At 43.3% G+C, this 21,459-nt stretch carries 22 protein-coding genes; 4 read left to right on the forward strand and 18 right to left on the reverse strand.

The features are described 5' to 3' along the window. Positions 1-27: 27 nt before the first annotated feature. From WF803_RS04075 to WF803_RS04105, 7 genes are all read right to left on the reverse strand, one after another. Entirely contained in the window at positions 28-582 is a 555-nt protein-coding gene (locus WF803_RS04075; protein ID WP_489611836.1) for an ATP-binding cassette domain-containing protein, read from the reverse strand. Beyond that, positions 575-1,036, reverse strand: a complete 462-nt coding sequence (locus WF803_RS04080; protein WP_489611837.1) for a hypothetical protein — start codon at positions 1,034-1,036, stop codon at positions 575-577. The genes WF803_RS04075 and WF803_RS04080 overlap by 8 nt, the downstream gene beginning before the upstream one ends. A gap of 306 nt (positions 1,037-1,342) precedes the next feature. Beyond that, a complete protein-coding gene (locus WF803_RS04085) occupies positions 1,343-1,528 on the reverse strand; it encodes a hypothetical protein (protein WP_489611838.1) in 186 nt (61 codons plus the stop codon). Then, positions 1,521-2,630: a uroporphyrinogen decarboxylase family protein gene (locus tag WF803_RS04090; RefSeq protein WP_489611839.1), complete on the reverse strand. Its 1,110-nt coding sequence runs from the start codon at positions 2,628-2,630 to the stop codon at positions 1,521-1,523. The genes WF803_RS04085 and WF803_RS04090 overlap by 8 nt, the downstream gene beginning before the upstream one ends. Further along, positions 2,593-4,290: an ASKHA domain-containing protein gene (locus WF803_RS04095; RefSeq protein ID WP_489611888.1), complete on the reverse strand. Its 1,698-nt coding sequence runs from the start codon at positions 4,288-4,290 to the stop codon at positions 2,593-2,595. The genes WF803_RS04090 and WF803_RS04095 overlap by 38 nt, the downstream gene beginning before the upstream one ends. Then, a complete protein-coding gene (locus WF803_RS04100; RefSeq protein WP_489611840.1) occupies positions 4,280-4,942 on the reverse strand; it encodes a corrinoid protein in 663 nt (220 codons plus the stop codon). The genes WF803_RS04095 and WF803_RS04100 overlap by 11 nt, the downstream gene beginning before the upstream one ends. A gap of 35 nt (positions 4,943-4,977) precedes the next feature. Further along, a complete protein-coding gene (locus WF803_RS04105; protein ID WP_489611841.1) occupies positions 4,978-5,958 on the reverse strand; it encodes a uroporphyrinogen decarboxylase family protein in 981 nt (326 codons plus the stop codon). Positions 5,959-6,380: 422 nt separating this feature from the next. On the opposite strand from WF803_RS04105, the gene WF803_RS04110 reads away from it, so the two are divergent. Genes WF803_RS04110 through WF803_RS04120 form a run of 3 tightly spaced genes read left to right on the forward strand, consistent with a single transcriptional unit; the run spans position 6,381 to position 9,152 of the window. After that, on the forward strand, positions 6,381-7,532 hold the full coding sequence (locus WF803_RS04110) for a ThiF family adenylyltransferase (RefSeq protein ID WP_489611842.1): 1,152 nt from the start codon (positions 6,381-6,383) through the stop codon (positions 7,530-7,532). Continuing rightward, complete coding sequence (locus WF803_RS04115) at positions 7,516-8,433, forward strand: ABC transporter ATP-binding protein (protein ID WP_489611843.1); 918 nt, start codon at positions 7,516-7,518, stop codon at positions 8,431-8,433. The genes WF803_RS04110 and WF803_RS04115 overlap by 17 nt, the downstream gene beginning before the upstream one ends. Further along, positions 8,421-9,152 carry an ABC transporter permease gene (locus WF803_RS04120; protein WP_489611844.1) on the forward strand — a complete coding sequence of 244 codons (732 nt, stop codon included), beginning with the start codon at positions 8,421-8,423 and terminating at the stop codon, positions 9,150-9,152. Before WF803_RS04115 ends, WF803_RS04120 begins: the two co-directional genes overlap by 13 nt. Positions 9,153-9,331: 179 nt before the next feature. On the opposite strand, the gene WF803_RS04125 is transcribed toward WF803_RS04120, so the two are convergent. The 10 genes from WF803_RS04125 to WF803_RS04170 all read right to left on the reverse strand — a co-directional run bounded on the left by WF803_RS04125 (position 9,332) and on the right by WF803_RS04170 (position 18,408). Beyond that, entirely contained in the window at positions 9,332-9,958 is a 627-nt protein-coding gene (locus WF803_RS04125; RefSeq protein ID WP_489611845.1) for an ABC transporter ATP-binding protein, read from the reverse strand. Between the two features lie 109 nt (positions 9,959-10,067). Beyond that, positions 10,068-10,862 (reverse strand): hypothetical protein, encoded by a 795-nt coding sequence (locus tag WF803_RS04130; protein WP_489611846.1) that lies wholly within the window; start codon positions 10,860-10,862, stop codon positions 10,068-10,070. Between the two features lie 530 nt (positions 10,863-11,392). Next, positions 11,393-12,628: a hypothetical protein gene (locus WF803_RS04135; RefSeq protein WP_489611847.1), complete on the reverse strand. Its 1,236-nt coding sequence runs from the start codon at positions 12,626-12,628 to the stop codon at positions 11,393-11,395. Further along, the gene (locus WF803_RS04140) at positions 12,618-13,820 is read right to left on the reverse strand and encodes an ATP-grasp domain-containing protein (RefSeq protein WP_489611848.1); all 1,203 of its coding nucleotides are present in this window, start codon (positions 13,818-13,820) and stop codon (positions 12,618-12,620) included. The genes WF803_RS04135 and WF803_RS04140 overlap by 11 nt, the downstream gene beginning before the upstream one ends. Then, a complete protein-coding gene (locus tag WF803_RS04145; protein ID WP_489611889.1) occupies positions 13,810-15,093 on the reverse strand; it encodes a hypothetical protein in 1,284 nt (427 codons plus the stop codon). The genes WF803_RS04140 and WF803_RS04145 overlap by 11 nt, the downstream gene beginning before the upstream one ends. Continuing rightward, entirely contained in the window at positions 15,086-15,799 is a 714-nt protein-coding gene (locus tag WF803_RS04150; RefSeq protein ID WP_489611849.1) for an LbetaH domain-containing protein, read from the reverse strand. Before WF803_RS04150 ends, WF803_RS04145 begins: the two co-directional genes overlap by 8 nt. A 792-nt stretch (positions 15,800-16,591) precedes the next feature. Next, on the reverse strand, positions 16,592-16,900 hold the full coding sequence (locus WF803_RS04155; RefSeq protein WP_489611850.1) for a hypothetical protein: 309 nt from the start codon (positions 16,898-16,900) through the stop codon (positions 16,592-16,594). Between the two features lie 65 nt (positions 16,901-16,965). Further along, on the reverse strand, positions 16,966-17,124 hold the full coding sequence (locus tag WF803_RS04160; protein ID WP_489611851.1) for a hypothetical protein: 159 nt from the start codon (positions 17,122-17,124) through the stop codon (positions 16,966-16,968). Between the two features lie 312 nt (positions 17,125-17,436). Then, positions 17,437-17,913, reverse strand: a complete 477-nt coding sequence (locus WF803_RS04165) for a hypothetical protein (protein WP_489611852.1) — start codon at positions 17,911-17,913, stop codon at positions 17,437-17,439. A gap of 36 nt (positions 17,914-17,949) precedes the next feature. After that, on the reverse strand, positions 17,950-18,408 hold the full coding sequence (locus WF803_RS04170) for a hypothetical protein (protein ID WP_489611853.1): 459 nt from the start codon (positions 18,406-18,408) through the stop codon (positions 17,950-17,952). A gap of 115 nt (positions 18,409-18,523) precedes the next feature. Between WF803_RS04170 and gltS the strand changes: the two genes are divergently transcribed. Beyond that, entirely contained in the window at positions 18,524-19,759 is a 1,236-nt protein-coding gene (gene gltS, locus WF803_RS04175; protein ID WP_489611854.1) for a sodium/glutamate symporter, read from the forward strand. 485 nt (positions 19,760-20,244) lie between these two features. Here the strand turns inward: gltS and WF803_RS04180 are convergent, their stop codons facing one another. Then, positions 20,245-21,450 (reverse strand): MFS transporter, encoded by a 1,206-nt coding sequence (locus WF803_RS04180; RefSeq protein WP_489611855.1) that lies wholly within the window; start codon positions 21,448-21,450, stop codon positions 20,245-20,247. Between the last annotated feature and the right edge of the window lie 9 nt (positions 21,451-21,459).

The following is a 21,459-nucleotide window of genomic DNA, read 5'->3' on the forward strand; positions in this document are numbered from 1 at the left end:
GTCATCGCCTTGCCCAGCGATAACCCCTTATTTTCTCGTCACTTGCCGAATCAAGTCCTGAATTATTGTTTTATTCCTATTTTTTATGTCGTTTAATAATTCTCCGAGTATCTCTAAAAAATTTTGTGATAAACCATTAGTTGGTTCATCTAACAAATAAATATCCGCATCTACGATCAATGAATTTAAAATTAGTAATCTCCTCTTCATACCTAGAGAATATGTTGAAATTTTTTTATCTATATATTCATCCATTTGAAAAATATGTATGTAATTATTAATTTTAGAGCTGTTAGCATTATCTAAAATTTGTTGCATTTTTAAAGCTTGTCGTCCGGTTAAATATTCATATAATTGTTTTAAATCTAATGCGCTGCTGATCTTGATGTTGGAAAGGTAATGGATGTTGCCTTTATTATAAGAAGATAAACCTAATAACGTTTTTAAAAAGGTTGTTTTCCCTACTCCGTTATCTCCTGTTATACTGATAATTTCACCTCTCGTTGCATAAAAATCTTTTATATTTAGTTTTTGATGTTTAGAAATTATTTTTGTGAAATCAGCTTTTAAAAGTTCATTCATTATTTCTCCCATCTATAATCGTATGAATTTTCTCCTTATCTTTTATTGAAAATTTCATTTTTGTTTCAAAATTTTTATGAATAAAGACTAATACTATATCGTCATACTTCTCATAAATTCTATAGTCAGTGATTTCACTATAGCTATGGTGTTTAATTGCATATCCTCCCAAACCTAAATTTTTTGATTTATAATAATAAGATTTTCCCCCTAATCCTGTAGTATATGATGATAAAAAAAATATAAGTGAGATACCTATAAAAAGTATATATTGATACATTGATTCTATTAAAAAGAATCCCCAAATCAAGAATAATATCCCAATAATATACTCTATTAATAAAATATGTTTATTAATTTTTTCTCGAATGATAATTTTTTTTATCCCTTTTATCTGAAAAAAAATTACAAGATAAACTAAAACAATTAATATTAAAAAAATATATATATTCATATAATTATAAGCTACCTCCTTATTCCAATAATTAATAAGCCTATTTGAAATAAAAACTTCACTTAGTGATGCTAATGCGTGGTCTAATTGTACTTTTTTAAACTTGAGTGGTCTACCACCTTTTAATGTACCATTTTGACGAGCTAAGGCTTCCCCTCTTGTGTTCGTTCTACAATCAGATCTCGCTCAAAATCCGCAAGGGCACTAAAGACAGTTTAGATTAATTTTCCTGTCGGTGTATTTTCAATAACTTTAAAAAGACGGCGAAGGCCGAACGTCGTCATCGCCTTGCCCAGCGATAACCCCTTATTTTCTCGTCACTTGCCGAATCAAGTCCTGCATATCCTTGGTAAAGGCCCAAAGCCAGGCTCCTAAAAACAATAACATGACCAGCGCCGCCCAAAGGCCAATACGCTCAAATAATAATATCGTTAAGACTAAGAGGGTCAGAAAATACACCCACTGAGAGCGGAAGCGTAAGCCTTTATGCATCCGGAAACACCCCCGTTTCTTTCAAAACTTGAATACGCTCATAAGCGCCATAGTAGCGGGCTGCTTCCATAAAATACTGGAGATTTTCCGGTGGTGCCAGCGGCGGAATATCGCAGCCAAACGCTAGGACATAGCCCTTCTTCGCATGAATACCGGCGGCAAAATTTTCCTTCACCGAGGCAAAAATCGCCTCCCGATCCCCCTCATACATCACATCCACCGGCGGCACATTGCCAACCAGAGCCATCTTATCCCCGAAGAATTTCGCCGCGTCCAAAAGGCTACTCTCATTATCCAAACTGTAGCTAGCTAAATTGAGTGTCTTAATATCCTCCCAAACGCGTTCCGTCCGCCCGCAAATATGCAGGGTCGGCTTCTTGCCTGTCTTTTCAAAGGCATAGTCACTTACTTCCCGCAGAGCCGGCATAGCAAACTCCCGGAAGTACTTGGGTGAGAGTAAACTACCACTGGCCACCGGGTCGCCCAAGCTAATCGTCACGCCAAAGCGGCTAAAGGCATCAATGCAGCGCTTTTGATTGGCCACCACGACCTCTAGCAGGCGCTTCACGTTCTCCTTATCCCGGCGCATGTCCTTCAGTAAATTCGTCACTCCGCGCAAGTAAGACGCAATCGTCAAAGGCCCGCCCACACTCGCCGATACACCCACCAAGCCCTCTGCCTGCTCGCTCAAAATACCGCAGGATTCATAGCGGTTACAAACTGGCCAAGTGGTCGCTGGGTCAAAGGTACCCAGGTCGTCTAGCTTTTCATAAGTCGTCAAAACATCGCTCACTGTGTGGGGAATACTGTCCGGGGGAAAAACAACGTCTGCCCCCATGGCTCTAGCAATCCCAAAGGAATTGGGGCCGCTAGAAATACCATCCGCCCCATAAGTGTTGAAGCAGTGCACCTCAGCATTCACAATGTCTTCCACAGAGTCGACCAATTTATCCATCGTCACTCCGTAAAGCAAGGCCTTAATCTCTCCCACAAATAAACTGACGGGCAGGCGGTCATACCTCTCCCCATGCGCAAGCGCAAAAGCACGCTCCACAGGGGTCAGCCTATCTGCCGGGTGTGCCTTTAAGGTTAGTAAAGCCATCGTCATCCTCCTTTGGAAATAAACTTGCATACGCAAAGACACGCTCATAATCATCTAAAAAGCTCAATTCCACATGTTGCACATTTTTGGTTAAGCCGTCCATCTCTCGGTAAAGCTCCCGATCCAAGAGCGCCATCACACTCCCACTAAGACTCGTATTCCCGACGTAAGTTATCTTACCTTGGAAAGCTTGGGGCAATAAGCCGACTCCCAAGAGGGAGGACTCCTCCAAATGGCGGCCAAATTGCCCAGCAATGTAAACTTTCTCCACGTCTGCCGGTGAAATATCTGCCGCCCGCAATAGGCACTGCACGCCTGATAGAATCGCCCCCTTGGCTAATTGTAATTGCCGAACATCATGCTGGGTCAAACGAATATTGCGCCGCTTCTCCACCCATAAGGCTCGCTCCCCAGGCACGAGAAAATGCTCCAAGCCCGACGGCACTTGTGATGCCTTCACAATATTGCCCCGAGGCGTAATCAAGCCTACCCGCAGAAACTCGCGCACGACCGCCAAAAGCCCACTCCCACACAGGCCCAAAGCCGGCTTGTGCTTAATTTTCACACAGCGCAGGCGGCTGCCCTTCATCTGGGCCTCCTCAATCGCCCCGCTCTGGGCAGGCATGCCACAGGAAATATTCATCCCTTCGAGCGCCGGCCCCGCTGCACAAGACGTCGAGTACAATTCACCGCGATGCTTCAACAACATTTCCCCATTCGTCCCAATGTCAATCAGCAAGCTGGTGGCCCTCTCCTGGCGCAAATTAGTCGCTAAGAGCCCCGCCGTCAAGTCCCCACCTACAAAGGCAGAAATATTTGGCAGCGTGACCAAGCGTCCAACGCCAAAAGTCCGCTCCAAGCCCAAAGCCGTAAAAGACTTCACCTGCGTCTCTTGAAAGCCCAGTTCGTAAGGAGCTAGGCCGATGGATACCGGCGACACGCCCAATAGCAAATGATTCATCACCGCATTCCCTGCCACCATGAAGGCATACATTTGACTGGGGTCCAGGCCAGCTTCCAAGCACAAGTCCCGGCCCAGGCTCCTAATGACCGTCAGGACTTCTTCTTGCATGGCAGCTAAATTTTGGGGGTCGGCCTGCACTGCCGAAATCCGCGTCATCACATCATCCCCAAAGGCCCGCTGGGGATTCAGCTGGCTCTTGCTGGTTAAAACCTGCCCCGCCAAAAGGTCCACCAAGGAGACGGCAATCGTCGTCGTGCCAATATCCACCACCCCCGCATAGAGGCCATCTTGGGCAGGACGCTTATCCAGCACCGTCCCGTCGAAGGTAATGCCCACCAAGTCTTGGGCCGCTGCTCCCAAGCCCTCAGTGTCTAAAGGCACCTGCTCCACCAAGGGAGCCAGCGTAAAGTCTGCCTGCTGGCCAGTGAGAAGAATCTGCATGTCCTCTTGGCCAGCTTCTTCAAAAATAGCTGCTACCGTCTCCTCACCACGCAGAAAACACGCCAGCCGAAAGCCTGCCGCCCGCTCTTGTTCACTGAGAAGGGCCTCTTCCCGGCGGCTCATGGGTTCCTCAATCGCTTCTAATAAGCGCACCTTGCATTTTCCACACGTCCCCCGCCCCTGGCAGGGAAAAGGCCGGCCACGTTGGGCTTGCAATTTTTCGTGCAGGTCTTTAGCTCGAGCCTCAAGCTTCATCGTCAATCCCCAACAGTCGCTTGGCCACCACAACAGCTTCCATGGCATCCGCAGAGTAAGCATCGGCGCCGATTTCTTCTGCAAAGCGCTCGTTCACCGGGCCGCCCCCCACCATGACCTTGTACTTATCCCGCAAGCCCCGTGCCCGCAATTCATCCAACACAGCGCGCATATTCGGCATGGTGGTCGTCATCAAGGTCGAGATCCCAATAATATCAGCGTTATTCTCCTCCGCCGCCGTGATGAAGGTATCCACGTCCACATCCTTGCCCAGGTCAATCATATGAAAGCCCGCCACCTCCAGCATCGTGATCACCAGATTTTTACCAATGTCATGGGTGTCGCCTTTCACATTGCCGATCACCATCGTGCCCAACGTTCGACTCTCCTGCTGGGCCATGAGCGCCGGCTTCAACACGTCCATAGCGGCATACATGGCGTCCGAAGCGAAGAGCAGGTCGGTGACAAAATATTCCTCCGCCGCAAAGGCCTCACCCGCCCGCTCCATACCGTCCACCAGGCCTTGGCTCACCGCATCATAAGGATCGTAACCGGCGTCCAAGTAGGCCTGGGCAATATCAATAATCCCGTCATCCTCCATCTCATAAATCGCATCCGATAATTTCTGAATCAACGCTTCCTTACTAGCCATAGAAAACCTCCACTCCAAATTCTCCTATATTAAAGCTACCCTTGGCCAAATTCGCACGCTGCTTCAATATAAGCGGTCATATTCTCCTCCGGCGTCGCATACGGCACCCCGCAGCCCGAGCAAATTCGAAAGCCCCGCTCACTCTTCCGTCCCGCCGCAAAGCAAGCCTTCACAGCTTGGCGCATCTCTTCTGGCGTCCCCTGCAAGTAGCGCGTCGTGGGGTCCACATTGCCCATCAGACCAATCTGGCCGCCTACCAAATCTACCGCCTCAGCAATATCGACTTCCTGATCTAGGCTGAAGAAATCTGCCCCCGTCTGCGCAATCAACGGCAGACTCTTCGTCGTATTCCCACAAATATGCAAGTTCACTTCCTCGCTTTTGCCCTTTAAATAGCTAATAATTTCCTCTAAATAAGGAAAGGCAAACTCCTCAAACTGCTTCGGACTGAGTAAGGAGCCCGACGCAACTGGTTCAAAGATCATATAATGAATATCCCCCACCGAAGCAAAACGATCGGCCATCGCCTTCAAAAAGTCCGTCGTCAAGCGTAGCAAACGGTGCACGCCTTCCTTATTTTTCCGCATGCCCCGCAAAATGGCCGTGTGCGGCACTAAGCCCCCCGCCAAGGTCAGTGGCCCCGACACCCCATACGTCACCGCAATGTCTTCGCCAATAGCTTCTTGAATTCGTTCAATAGCTTCATAGTTAATCCGCTGCAGCAAGTCACGCTCATACGTATACATCGACACATCCAAAGCCTCAACCCCCGCCAAACTCTTCAACAGGTGGCCAGACTGCAACTTCATCGCAAAATAAGTCACCATCACCATATCTAAATGGTAGGTTTCATACATATTAATCTCGCGCTGCGCACTTTTCTCTGCCGAAAAATGCGACTCTGCAATCCCATAACCTGCCAACTTTGCTGCATAATCTGGGTGTAATTGCATTATCGGCAAATGATCCACCCTTTTACCCTGCTGCAAGGCTTTTCGCCGCTCTCTTGGTGTCAATCCCCTCACCTCTCTGTAGCTTGACTAATTCATGCTTCCTTTTTCATTTTAACATACCCCCATCCATTCAAAGTATCCCCCTCTTGAAACTCCTTAATTTCATATTTCTTTAATCTGTTCTAATGTTTTAGCAAAAATAGCCATAAAAGGAAAACGATTAATAATAATAAATAATATACATGTAAACTATTGCAATAAAAAATGAAAGGTATTATAATATAATTATAAAAATGAAGGAGGTAGAACTCATGGATGACATTAAAATTGAAACAATGACCCGTATCGGTGATGTTTCTTGGGGAGTTATTTAGATAATGCTTGATCTAATGATTTTCCCCCACATTTGAAAGGGCAGAGAGTAGTTAATTTATTTAGCCACTCTCCTGCCTAATTTATCATTAATAATCAGGAGAGTGGCATTTATGTTTATTGCTCCACGAATTAAAAAAATATATCCAGTTTATCAAATAGCCAATAATATATTTCGTATCGGTGCACAAATTGGGATCACTTCCCAGATTAAAGACGTTGACAACAAAATGAAGAGCTTAGTGGATCTAATGGACGGTCGTCCTCTGGGTACAATAGTTGAAAAAATGCTTTCTAAATATCCCGCTCTTGTTAAGGAAGATATTATTAAAGCGATCAAGAGACTAGACCAGGCCGGTTTTGTTGAAGAAAGCGGAGATATTCAACAAATAAAACCCCGCTACCGTTCCAATGTTTATTATTTTAGCCGTTATCTCAATGATTTCAATAAAAGTATAAATATCCAAAGAAAAATTAATCAATCCAATATTTTGCTATTAGGCCTGGGTGGAGGTGGGGCTAATATCCTAACCCTACTAGCCGGATTAGGCCCCAAGAAATTAAAAATTGTGGACTTTGATCGAGTTGAACTCAGCAATTTAGGACGGCAATTCTTATACAAGGAATCAGATATAGGCAAGCTAAAAGTAGAAGTTGCGAAAAATACCTTGCAACAAATGAATTCTGACATTGAAGTAGAAGCCTTTAACTTAAAAATTAGTACATATCATGATCTCGCTCCCCTACTTTCTGATATTGATCTTGCCATCTGTGTCATTGATGAGCCTCAATTTATTATCCATCGAATCGTCAACAAAGCAATGGTCGAATATGATATCCCATTTGTATTTGGCGCTAGCCAGGTCAGTAGAGGTCGCGTTTACTCAGTCATTCCACATGTCACAGGCTGTTTTGATTGTCTCAATATCCATTATATGAAACAGGATGATCAGTTTATTCAACAATTTATAGGTTTGCGTGACAGCAGTAAGCCTATACCTACTATCGCCTATGGTCCTTCTATATTCCAGCTAACTGCTGCCATTACTGATGAAGCAATGCGCTTACTCACTGGCTATGCACAGCCAATGAGTCTAAACAAGCAATTCGAGATAAATTATGAAACAGGGGCTTCATTCACGCATCAACCTTGGGGGAGGTATCCCAAAGAATGCCCAACGTGTGGGAAAGGTAAGGAAGAGAACTGGGAAATATTTTCGAACTACCAGCAGGAGGTGTCAGCAAAAAATGACAAAAGAACTTAATATTGAACATCTCTCTAAGACCTATGATGGCAAGCATTTTGCGAATCAGGATATCTCCTTGACCATCCATCCAGGTCGAGTGACCGCTCTGCTTGGGCATAACGGTGCCGGGAAATCAACACTGTTAAAGCAAATGATCGGTTTCACCAGTCCTACCTCGGGCGATGTCTGCTACCGTGGGCAATCTCTCATCACCCACCGACCAAAAGCTCGTCAGCTCATCTCCTTCATGTCGCAGCAATTTGCCCCCATCGATCTTCTCACTATCCGCCAAAGCCTAGATATTATTGGGCGCATACGCGGTTTGACGGCCACAGAGGTCGAACAGGAGACCCAGCATCTCATTGACAAGCTCGATATCCAAGCCCATCAAGATAAGCAGGGGCAAAATCTCTCAGGCGGCTTAAAACGCCTCACTTCCTTCGCTATGGCCATGGTGGGTGCTTCAGAAATTATTTTACTCGATGAGCCAACAAATGATGTCGACCCCATGCGGCGAGAGAAACAGTGGCAGCTTCTGCGTGATCTTGCCCAAAATGGCCATGTCATCGTCATCGTGACCCATAATTTACTTGAAGTGGAAAAATACGCCGATGACTACGCCCTATTCAATGAGGGGCAATTAATCAGCCACGGTCCGGTTCAGCAGATTAGCCAGGAAGAAAGATATCTCATCACTTTCACTGTTCATGATAGCAAACTCAAAGCCTCCCTCCCTGCAGCCGAGTGGTTAACTCCCAACCAGTGCCAGCAGGAGTGCCCGGCTCCTGACCTCGTTTTAAAACTCCAAGAACTTGAAGCCTGGCTCGCAGAAGAACGCATTAGCCAGCTCCAGGTGAAGCCCTACCACGCCACTGTTACCGACCTCTACCGAAAGGAGGCTGCCCAATGGAAAGCCTAGCCCAATTCCGCTCCCTACTCTACTGGAATTTCCTCCGTCAGAAAAGCCTTTTCATTCTCTTTACCCTCGCACAGATGCTTTTGACCATTTCCCTGGTCTTTGGCTATCCCCTCATTATGGGGGAGCTCGATCCAGAAACCACCCGTTACCTCGCTTCAGGCTCGGTATTGATCGGCATTATTTCTAGTGGTTGCACTATCTCATCACCGGTGGTTTCCCATGCAAAAAATGAAGGCCACGTCGACTACCTTCGCGCTCTGCCAGTCCCCCGCCTCCTAATCTCACTAGCCGACCTAACGATTTGGTTTCTGGCCATGCTACCGGGACTTTTGATCTCAATTTTTCTCGGCCAGTTGAAGTTCGGCGTTCCCATCACCCTCACCCCCAGTGCCGCTGGCGCAATTTTACTCATCACCCTTACGATGATCAGCCTAGGCTTCTCGATCGCCTACGTGTTCCCGCCCAACCTTGTCAACCTTATCTCCCAGCTGATTTTAATGTTGGGGCTCATGTTCTCCCCCATCATGTATCCAGCTGATCGCTTGCCGCGAATCATCAATCAAATCTACGGCTTCCTCCCCTTCGTGCCCGCTGCTGACCTCCTTCGCGCCACCCTCTATGCTGAAAATGGGCAGATTCTTTTTGATACCTTGATTCTTTGCTGCTGGTTTCTCCTCACCCAAACTATCATTTTTGCCTGGTTGAAGCATGAACGTTAAACATTCCCCCAGAAACTGCCCACGTGGCAGTTTTTTTAAGAAAAAAGCAGGAGCCATGCCCTGCTTTTTCCATTCTGCAAGCCTGTCAGCCGCTAATTGAAACATCCATTTGAACCAGGCTACTGCTCACTCTTATTGCTCCAAGACTTAGAAAACGATTCCTCGTGCTTTACCCTCTCCTATTGTCGCTCGCAAATGCAGTAATGCTCCCCCACAAGCTGCTGACTGAAGTAGAAATCGTGTGAGATCACCCCAATTTTTGCCTCCACAGAGTCATTTAAAAACTCACATAAAGCTCCCTGACTCTGCCGATCTAGAAAGCTGGATGGTTCATCCAGTAAAATGAACTGCATCTGACTCATTAAGGCACCCAATAATTGAATTTTTTTCTTCTCTCCACTGGACATTTGATAAGCTCTCTTATAAAGCAACGCCTTACAGGAAAAAAGATCGCACAAATAATCAAGCTGATAACCATCTGGCCGCTTCCCTTTTAGGGCTAAAATATAGTGAATATTGTCACGACCAGTGAGCCTGTAAATTAAACCCCGATCACTCGCCGACAAATAATAGGTGTTTTCCCGGGCCCAGGCATGGTAAGCTTTTTGGGAAGAGAGCTTTATTTCCCCCTCATCCGGTAAAACAAGACCGCAAAGGAGCTTAAAGAAGGTTGACTTTCCCGCACCATTTTCTCCCTCTAAAATAAACGTCTCACTGTTGAGAGGGATAGACAAATTAATATGGTTCAAAATCACCTCGTGATCAAAACGCTTCACTAAATCACAAATGTTAATGGTCAGCACCATCGTCTCCCACCTTTCGCAGACGATCCCCAATGAGGCTATCCAAGTCTTCTTGCTGCCGTACAAGATTTGACCATCGCAGTCCTCTCCCAGAAAAACTCGCCTATCACCATTAAAAATTACTCAGTCCACCGCACTTCCGCTCTCGGCTTTCCGCATAATTAAATACCAACACACCAATAAACAGCCAGAGCAAATTCACCAGTAAATAAAGGACAGTGTCTCCCCAAGCCATACGGCCTGCAGCCAAAAAGGAGCGTGAGAGCCGAATTCCGAGGGTGAACGGCACCAAAAAGGAAAAACGCATCTGTTCTGAGCCAAAAATATCACTAATAAAAATTAATAAAATAGAGAAGAGAGAAAGATACTGGCCGATCGTCTTTTCTTTGAAGGCAAGCCCCCCAAAAATCAACCCCAGCCCATACATACCAATGATGGAAGGAAGCATAAATACCAAAAACAAAAAGCTAGCACCCAAGTCTCCCCAGAATAGCTGCCCAGTCAAGACTAAATAGCTTTCAGCTAAAAGAAAGGTCAACATGCCCACGATGAGACTGACCAGCATATCCGAAAAAATGAGCAAGTAGTAAGGCACAATGGCTTGTGCTTTACTTTCCAATAAACCTGTGCGCGCATCCCCAGTGAGTACAGACGCCGCATAACCCATCGCCATATTGCCAAAATTCCAGAAAGAAAAACCGATAAGTACGTGCAAAACAGCCTGGGAACCCGTCGCCCCATAAGTCAATTTAAAATATTCCATATCAGAAAAGCCCAGGATCAAGATAAAGGCAACAAAAAATGAAATGATTTCTGAGATGACCGACTTGCGATACTGGACTAATTCTTTCGCACTCGCCAACCATTCAAGCCACATAATACGAGCGACAGTCTTGATGTTTTTCATGCTTTCCCTTCTTCTAAATACTACTGATCCTTCCCCGCAATAGCTTGCTTTATATGGATAAGCAAGCTGTATGGCTGCCAGCCAGTGGCCTCCGCTAGCACACAATGATAAAAAAACGTTATCAGAAATTACCAGTCCTATAGGAATCGCTTACCACCTTAGTTCACTCTAATTTTCAAAATTGAAATCCTTTACAAAAAAGATATCATTTTTTTTTGCTTGTCAAGTTAAAAACACTCTAAATGAGCAAGAATTTGCTTCCTCATTCTGCTCCTAAAATATTCAGAAACTGAATTTTCTCCAGCCCCAAATTTAAGCGTTAGCTAGCACCCCCTCTAGCAATATCGTTTTAACACTCACTAATTTAATGAAACCTACAATTAACCGTAGGGTGCCTTGCTGCTGATAGGTTAGCTCCTCTGTCTCCTCATTGGACCTGGCTTAAGCTCATCTTCACTTCTTTTGCCCTTTGATAGTTGGGGGAAGCGAGCATTGGGTGCTTGACTTCCTCTGCCTCTGACTATATTGTGTTATGCCTTACTTTGCCAGGCTTTATGAAAGGGCGTCTTAATCCGTTCAAGTGCCCAAGCTTTAGGTGTCATGATTTTATTTTTAGCGACATCGAAATGATAAGGAGCTACCGAATCCTCTGTTTGTTTTTTTGGCCAGCCAACAAAATGAACATCAGCCCCTTGATCCTCCAAATACTGCCGATAGACCTCTGGGTAGAGGCCATACCTGTCTTTCAGAGTCAAAGCCATTTCATAGGTTATTGTTCCTGAGTGGGGCGCTTGCTTGAGCTGCTTTTTCGTCAGTTGATAGTAAGCCTTAAAATGTTCGAGAATCGGAGGTAAAGCGACCTCCTCTAATAAAATAGGATCTGCACGCAGAGCCATGCGGGCAAGCTGCACTAATTTCTCCTCCCCCTCTGCCTGCCATAACAACGAATTAAAGGCCTCACGTTCATATTTTCTGAGTACATAACCCAATTTTTGCGCACTTGGCTGTAAACCACAAGCTCTGAGGTAGAGAATCGTCCGCCAATGTTGACTTAACGCACAGGCCAGCGGGTAGGGCAAACCCCAGGCATTTAATTGGGCAACCGTTTTTTGATAGGCTGGCAAAGCGTATTGATGGTCCAAGTGGCTCAATATAAATTGAAAACGCTCCGGATACAATACACCATCTAATAATACTTGAGTCCCTGTTTGCTGAATGAGGCATAAATTAATTACTGGCACAAGTCCCTGCCGGTAATGATAGTTAATTTTGACATACTGAGCCGAACTAGGTAGGGGCAGATCACATTGCAGCCGTTCTTTTGGATAGGGAATCGCTTGAAAAGGGTTAGCCTTGGCGACCGCAGTGTTATCCTCGGCATACATCACATAAATGTTCCTCTGATCCAAACCGAACTGATCGACAAGTAGGTGCTTTAACCGTGCAAAATGCTGGAAAAGATCTTGTTTGATGAAGGAAAAAACCCCATATAGCGGTTGCAAGGAAGCTTGTAAGACTTGCTGTTCTAAGGCCACTAGAGGAAGTTGACGCAGGCATAATTGCAAAGCCAGCATGCGAGAGGGGAAATTTTTGGGCACCTGCTTAAAATAGGGCAAGTATAAGTCGAGTGGGGAACTGACCACGTAAGGCAGGCGTCTAGTGCTCCGAATTAAGGGCTTGGGAGTGCCTAACTGGAAGCCATGCTTTAACCCCCATGTCTCCACTTGCTGATTGACTTCTGCCAGCGACCAAACTTTATTCAACACGCCACCCCTCCTCAATACGTTGAGCCACACGTTGGGCGAGAAGCAAAGCCTCTTCTTGGCTCTGACCCTGCACAACGACATAGCCCAGTCGGGAAAAGGAATCTGTGATCGCCTCTACCGCATCACCTACTGCTTTAAAATAATGAATGTCCAAAACATTGGCCTCTTTCATAAGAGTGATGGGCGGTAGAGTCGCCAGCCGCCCCGCTTCTCTCGTATGTAAAAACCACACAGCGGCCTCACGTTGCGGCCGGAGCTTCTTCACTTCAGATAAAACCTGCTCCCCTAGAACCTGCCGTGCCCAGAGCATTAAGGGATCGACTCCGAGAGCGTACTTCATCAGTTCATCGATTTTATCCCCACCAAAACGATTATGCGTTTCAATCACTTGCAGGCTATGATCGGGGCGAACAATAACTTCCGTATGCGCCGGTCCAAAGCGCAGGCCAACACCTGTCAAAACGCGCTGGACATAGTCAAAAATCTTATCCCTTAACGTCCCAGGAAGATCAGCAGGGAAGGCATGGCCAATCTCAATACAAGTGTCTGCCAGCTTAATTTTCTTTGTGATGCCAAGTAAAGCATGCTCCCCATTCTCACTGAAAGTTTCAACAGAATATTCTGTCCCCTGAATATATTCTTCAACATAAACGGGGAAGCAAAGGTCTGCTTGATAGTCGGCGAGTTCTCCCTCGTTATTAATCACCTTGACGCCTTGACTGCCCCAGCCCGCGACAGGCTTAACCACGAAAGGATAGTCATATGCTCGAGCAAAAGCTTCTAAAGCCGATATATTTTCGACCATTTGATGCGCCAACTCAGGTAAGCCTGCTTGCTCCAACCTTTGACGCATAGCATCCTTATTATAAATACAAGCAATGGTCTGGGATGTGTGATAAGGAAGCTGTAAAGCCTCGGCAATAGCCGCCGTGATATCTTGATTCTTCTCATGGCTATTAACGATGCCATCGAAAGGGTCAATAGCATGCAAGTCCCGAGCCACCGCAATGGCCTCCTCAACGGAATAGCCTTGGGATAATTGAAGTCGGCGTTTGTATAATTTGGGATATTTCACACCCAAGCGACCCACTTCACAAATAATTGTTAATTCTGCACCTAAGGCTCTGAGAGCCAAATGTAAGGGAATAAAACCATCAATCACTAATATTTGCTTAGGTTTTTTATTTTTCATCAATAACAACTCCTAACTGAGCGAATTTTTCAACAATGTGCTCATAACCACGATGAATAACGGTACTATTAGAAATTCTGGTTCTCGTTCCTGAGGGTAAGATCATGGCAAGAATTAATAATGAAAAACCTCCACGAATGTCTCGGGCTATAAAATGCTGATCCTTCGCTACCAGAGGGTGTGGAATGATTTGACAAGTATGACCATGATTTTCAATAGACACCTCTAAACCGGCTGACCTATAATCTTCAACTTGTCTAAACCTATTATTAAATAAACGATCAGTGATGGTGCTTTTACCATGAGCTTTATTAGCAATTGGAATTAACAAGTTTTGTAGATCAGAGTGAAAGGCTCCACTGTTATCAGCAATAATATCAAACGGCTTGATATTATGCGTACTCTTAATAATTATTTTATCTTCATTATATTCAGTTATGCTTACCATATTGTAAATAACATTCTTTACATAGGCCTCCAGTAAATTAAAATCATCTTTTCTAACTATAATATTACCATTGGTAGCAATAGCCGCCAAAATATATGAGGCCAATTCAACACGATCAGTTATAACATCAATATGGACACCTGATAAGTTACCAGAACTTGTTATAATAATTTTATTTTTCTCTTGTCGAATTAAAGCACCTGCCTCATTTAGCATTTCAATCATGTTATTAAGTTCTGGGCCAGTATATATATTGTGTATAATAGTTTCGTCACAAGAAAAAGAGGATAAAAACATCAGAAGAGCCAAGGTTACAGAGTGACTTACGCACTTTAAATTGATTAATTGAGGAGGATTAAAAAAATTCTCCCTAGAAAGATGAATATAGTCTTTATCGAATGAACATTTCACTCCCATGCATGTCATAACTCTAAAAAGTTCGTCAAGGGATCTGTTCCCGATACTATCACCACCAGGATAAGGAAAATGAATCGATTTAAATCTTTTAATTAGGGGTAAAATAAGAAAAATAGAGGCTCTCATTTTTTTTATAAGATTTTCATCAATTTGGTTTTTTATATTGTTTTGATTATATATCAATATAGTTTTATTTTTGCGCTCATACTTACAACCAACCTCCATAGAAATAAGCAATTTAGCCAGGACTTCAATATCCGATATGTCTGGAATATTCTGGATCACTACCTGCTCGTTACAAAATAGTGCAGCACATATCAAAAATAATGCAGAGTTTTTTGCTCCGCCAGGGGTTAAAAAACCGGAAACTTTCTGCTTAGCGCTCAGAAACAACGACTGGTCATCCATAATTTTCACTTCTCAATCTACTTTTGTAGTTTTCTATGTAAACAAGCGTCTTCTTTCTATACCTCCCTGTAGGAAGTTTAACACCTGGATAAACGATAACATCATTCTCCATCACTGATCCTGGATTAACGGATGCATAAGCCCCAATTACACAGCGATCTCCAATAATGGAACCAAAATCTATTTGACTAATCTCAGAAATGCTAGCTGGAGTAATTAAGTCAGGAAAAATTTCCTTATTTCTAAAAGCTGCTGTAACAAAGGAAGGCTTTAACATTGCGGACATTAAACTAGAATGAGTACTCATTCTAGTTCCTGCTCCGACAAATGACTTAGAAATAGTAGTGTGATGTGATATAACACAATCTGGTAAAACTATTGAGTTTGATATTTCGTTACCATAACCGATATAGCTCCCTTCCCCTATAAATGTATTATGCCGAATAAATGAGCCAGGCCCAATACATACATCATCCATCAGGCAAACGGGACCAATAATATAAGTATAAGGTTGTATTACGACATTATTTCCAACAAACACCTCTCCTTCGATAATTGCATGCTTATAACTTTCTATCTTCCTTAATCCTCTTATCTTTTTTATATTAGTCTTGAAGAGGACGTCTCTTTTTAATAGATAACCAATTACATCGACATCTTTTAATAAATCATCAATAGTGGTATACCTATCAAAACCCTCTACCAATTAAATCACCTCTTTACTTTATCCACTAAAACATCTTGTTTACCCCATACCATCTTGATAGAAAAAACATTCTGAATAATTTATACCTTCCTTATCTTTTCTCCAGATCAAAATTGGAAATACAAACTTAGCCTATTCGAATCAGCTTTCGACCTTCCCTATTCTCATTACTAAATCTAGAATCTTTTTTCTATTCCCCCTATTTTGTTTCTGAATCTTCAGATAGATATCTTTGACCATTAACCCGATAAGGAATTCATTGCTTGCATCACACCTAAGTTCGCATTGGGTTAATCCTTCCCCGCCGAGAACAGAATGAGATCTTCCAAAGTGATTAAGAATGACTATATTCTTTTAAAATTGAGGTTTTTATATATAAAATCACGCAAATAAATAAAAATAATCTCAAACTTTTAATTTAAGGCTAATTGGCTATGATGTATATCATTAGGAGATAACGCATCCTTCATAACACTCACAACCCGTTTATTAATATAAATAAGTATCAAACCAATCTTTTGTGATGCTCTAATGCTTTATCTACAGTTGTTAGAAGATAACAATTTAATTAAAAATGATGGTAACCAATGAAACTTGCGAACTCTTAAAAATAATGACCTTATTTAATAGTAGAATTGAAGCTACTCTTTTAAAATAGATATCGTCTTCATTATTTCGAGGCAGTTCATCCAGCGAATAATCATCCCATATTTATGTTATCGCTATCATAAATAGAAAAAAATAATAAACAAAACGACTAAACTTAAGTATACATTGAGAATTGGCTTATTGTCAAATTTTTATTAAAATCGGATCAGCTCTTTGACGGCTACTAATCATAAAAACTGGTAAAAAGCCTATCATGGCTTTATTTTTTGTCCATTTTTCTATTTTTATATTACATACAATATCGTACACTAATATAATAGAGTCAAGGAATGCGATGTCTAGGATGCGAGTCAAAATAGCAAGATCCAAAAATTCAATCTCCAATTTGATGATTAAAGATGTTTCAACGATGATAGAAAATGAACCACGAAAGTAATCAAAGCCTTGGAAAATGACGAAGAAATTATAGAGAAGCATCGCAATGCCGCCCATATGAGTGGCTGCCAAAGAATTATCTCAGCAAGAAAAAAAGAAAAATAATAAAATTATTGTCAAATTCAATAAAAGTAAGATACTGCCCAAAAAGGAACAGCAAAGTTATTATCTCGGCTATCTTTTTCTTGAAGATATTTTTTACGATCTAAAATTAGATCAAGTCTGCCAAAAAATTCAAAAATCAAGTAAAGCTGCCTTTGATTTAACGCAACTTTTTTCATATGATCTATTCTCGAATTCTATTCCCAGGTTCACAACGTTATATTTACAAACAGGCAAAAAATATATAGAATCCCCCAAATATCATCAAATCGTGGCTAGGAACTGAGGATTAAATCGTCCCCAATAATAAAAAGGATTAAAACACTTTGAAGTCAATCATATTTTGCTTCCTTCAATACATTTTTATATTTAGAAACTGAATTTTCCCGACCCCAAATTTAAGCGTCAACTAGCACCCTTTCGAGTAACCTATTTTTAACACTCACTAATTCAACGGCTTCGATTTCTGTCCAAGATAACTTTTTTTGACCTCAGACCTCCAAAGTCGCTATCGCTAATTGTTCTAAAACAATACCACGATTATTGGCAGTCATTAAACGGCCAGTCAAAATTTCATCCTGAGAAGGCACCAGAAAATTCAGCAAGTGGTCTTTGTAATGAAGGAATAGCTTTTCTCGAGGCAACATTCCCCATGCAGGAGCAAAGCAGTCCGCAATCTGGTAAGGATCTACTAGGCCATGTTCTTGATTGTAAGCCAAAAAGTTTTTATAAATCGATAAGTAAGGGGACTCCTCAATAATTTTTCCTACACTTTTCTTTGGGCGCCATTCTAAGCTATCGAGACTCCCATACTCGTTGAGAGAGAAAAGCAAGTGGGCATCATCAGCTAACCGTTGGAGTCCTCCTAAGGCAAAGGATATCGTTGCTTCATCCTTTTGTTTCAAGCTTTCGGACCCATAATATTCTACTAAGGGCAAACTCATCCAGTTATTTTCACTGCTCTTCATGATTAACACCTTACTTTCTGGGCTTCCATCCGGTTTTTAACTTTTTCTTTTCACTACCACGCCCCGGCCTAGGTTTAGTGTATTTATTCCAATTGCTGGGTTGTTTATTTTTCTTATGGCTTCTAAAATAATTGATAACTGTTTTGTAAGCCCAATGGCCAGCATAAATAGCCACCCCTCCAATAATGACGGCACCTGTTGCAAGGACAAGGACTTGACCAACCCTGGGATGAAGTAACTCCCTGTTGCAACGGCAACCGATGAGGATCTTGTTTCAGAATCATCCGTATAGTAGCCTGTGTCAAGTAACCTAAGCAATTCATCACATGAGCGATAAGTGATGCCCTGAATGCAGAGTGACTCATTCTCTTTGATAACATTTTTGCCCTCCTCTACCTTATTCTCATCATAGCTAGCAGCTTGAGCGATGGCAGGTAGAGTAGTATTAAACGCTAACAAAATTAGAGAAGCATTTATTATTCTTTTGAATTTCATATCTTTCTTGCCCTTCCCCATTACGAGCTAAGCGACTAAGGCCACAGGAAGAAGTATGTATCATTTTACACCCAAGGAAAGCCTTCGGTATAATTTAGTAAAGGAGGAGAAAATCATGACCATTCAGACGACTGCTGGCCAATTGACTTTTGGCCTCGATATGACCTTTACTCTCGCCTTTGCCAGTATTTTATTGATGCTGGGCTATGGCCTCAAGAACAGAAGTGCCTGGTTGCAGAAGTATTGCATTCCGGCGCCCGTTATTGGTGGTTTTTTGTTTATGCTCTTGACCAGCTTGGGGCATTTCACCCATAGTTTTCATTTTGAGTTCAATACCGATTTACAGACCTTATTAATGAATATTTTTTTCACAACGGTGGGTCTGGGCGCTAGCTTAAAAATTCTCAAGCAAGGGGGCAAGCTGCTCATCATTTACTGGCTGATTGCTGGCCTCGTTTCCATTTTGGAAAATACGATTGGCATCTTAGGAGCAAAACTTACTGGCCTACCTCCTGCCTATGGCCTCTTATCCTCAGCCATTAGCATGATTGGCGGTCACGGGGCAGCCCTCTCTTACGGGCAGACTTTCCAGCATATGGGTTATGCGCAAGGCCCCTTAGTCGGTGCAGCCGCCGCAACTTTTGGCTTGATTTTCTCAGTTTTGGTTGGTGGCCCCACGGCTGCCCGCCTCATCCGCAAGCATCAGCTAAAACCCCAAAAAGGTCAGGTCGAAAATACGGATCTCAAGGAGATTAACACCGACAAACACGAGCCCCTCTCCGCTTTAGACGTGCTAAAAAATATCACTGTCATCCTGGTGGCAGTAGCTTTAGGTACGCTCTTATCGAAGGGCTTTGGCGCCTTAATTCAGATGGAATTTCCAACCTACGTGGGCTGCATGTTTGTGGCTGTGCTCGTTCGTAATATTAATGAAAAAATACAAGTCTATCCTTTTTCCTTCACCCTAGTCGATGGCATTGGCAACGTCACCCTCAGCCTCTACCTGTCCATGGCCATGATGACCTTAAAACTGTGGGAATTAGCCGAACTTGCCGGGGGCATGCTGGTGATTCTCGCCATGCAAGTGATTTTCCTCATCCTTTTCAGCTATTTTATCGTCTTCCGCCTCTTAGGAGCGGACTATGATGCTGCTGTCATGTGCGCTGGCCTCCTTGGCCATGGCCTGGGAGCGACACCGACTGCCCTCGTTAATCTCACCGCCGTCAATGACAAATACGGCATGAGTGTGAAGGCCATGATGATTGTTCCCATTGTGGGGGCCTTCCTCGTCGATATTCTCTACCAACCGCAAACCATTTGGTTCATTAAGCATTTCGTCCATTCAGCTTAGCCAGCCCCCATGCATGGTAATTGCGCCCCCTACCCCATGATTAAAAAAATGACGTCACCAAGAAGGAGGCTAAACTTCTTCTCGGTGATATTCTTGAGGGATCAGTTACCTCCCAACAATTCGACTTTTTCACCCGTTCACCCCATCCGGTGCAAGGGCTTTTAACTCTCTAACGTTTTGATAAGGCTTTCATTATCTTTGCAAGAAATAGCCCGCGTTTATCGGCGCTAGGATCGCTTCTTTCGTATGAAATATCCTCTCAAGCTCCCTAAAAGAGGTGATAATGACTCAACTTATGAAGCACATAGTCCTTCAGCGGTTTTTGGAGGAAATACATCATCAAAAAAAACATGCGACCACAACCTTCCTTTCGTATAAAAATTTAACAACAAAGAATATAAGTTTAGTTTACCAAAATTCAGAAAAAATGAAACTATTTCCTCTCCACGAGCAAAAAAAGCAGGACACCCACCTGCTTTTATTTCTTAAAGCTTTAATTTCTTGGCGATCATTTGGGCACCGAGGGCAATCACCATAATAGCTAGGCCCATACCAGTGAACATCGTCATCATATAACGTTCATGAATATAGCCAAATACTAAACTTCCTAGTGGCATGAAGAGCACAGCAACCGTAAAAATCACACTCATCACCCGGCCAATATAGGCATGATCGACTCGTTTTTGAACATTGACGAAAAATTCAATATTATATAAAGTCAAAAACCCACTAAAAAGGGCAAAAGGCACGTATTTCAACCAAAGCAGCGTGGTCACTTGCTCGAGCAGGGGGAAAAGTAATAAACTCAGCCCACAACCGAGCATGGCTTGATAGAGATTTAAGGTTTTGATGCGCTTCTGCAGCATATTTTTCAAGCTAGAAAAAGCAATGGAGCCAATCGAGGAAGCAATCAGGAGGCCACCAAAAAAATTCGCTGTCTGGCCTTCATAGTAGCCATTCAGGTAGGGAGTAAATAAGTTATAAGCCGCTAGGACAAAATTTACTAAGCAAGACATGACTAATAGGAAGAAAATTTCCTTTTGCTGGCGAATATAGGACAGGCCGGCTTTCATATCCTTTAACACATCCGCCACATCCTTCACCGCCCGACTCTCTTGGGCATGGAGGATTTCAATACGACTTTCGACGAAGGCCGAGAAAAAGAACGTCAGCGCGTTAAAAAGATAAGCACCGGTCAAGCCTACCCACTGCATCACCAAGACACCAATGGCTGGCGATACAATATTAAATAATTCCTTCATCATCGTGGAGCGACTGTAATGGGTATCTACGACATCCTCCGTGATACTGTCCTTAATCATGGCGCTATATACCGGCGAATTAAAGGTCGCTAAAAGCTTCAAAACAATATTAGCCCCCATAATCAGGAGGAAAACTTCCTTACTGTGAAGAAAGGGCACCCCCACCAAGCACACGAGGCCACTCAAGACATCCGTTAAAATCAGCAGACGTTTGCGATTTAAGCGGTCGGCCAAAACCCCCGACAAAAGGTTAAAGGCGACCTGAATAACAGTCTCCGAAGCCTGGTAATAGGACATGAAACGCATCTGCTGGGGAAAAAGATTGGTAATGGTAATTTGATTCACATAGTTAAAAACAGAAGTCCCCAAGCGCGAGGTAATATTCCCAATAATCAGGCGCAGGGAATTTTTTTGGGCAGAATTGGTCATCATGATGCC

Source organism: Aerococcus sp. BD502 (assembly GCF_057919555.1).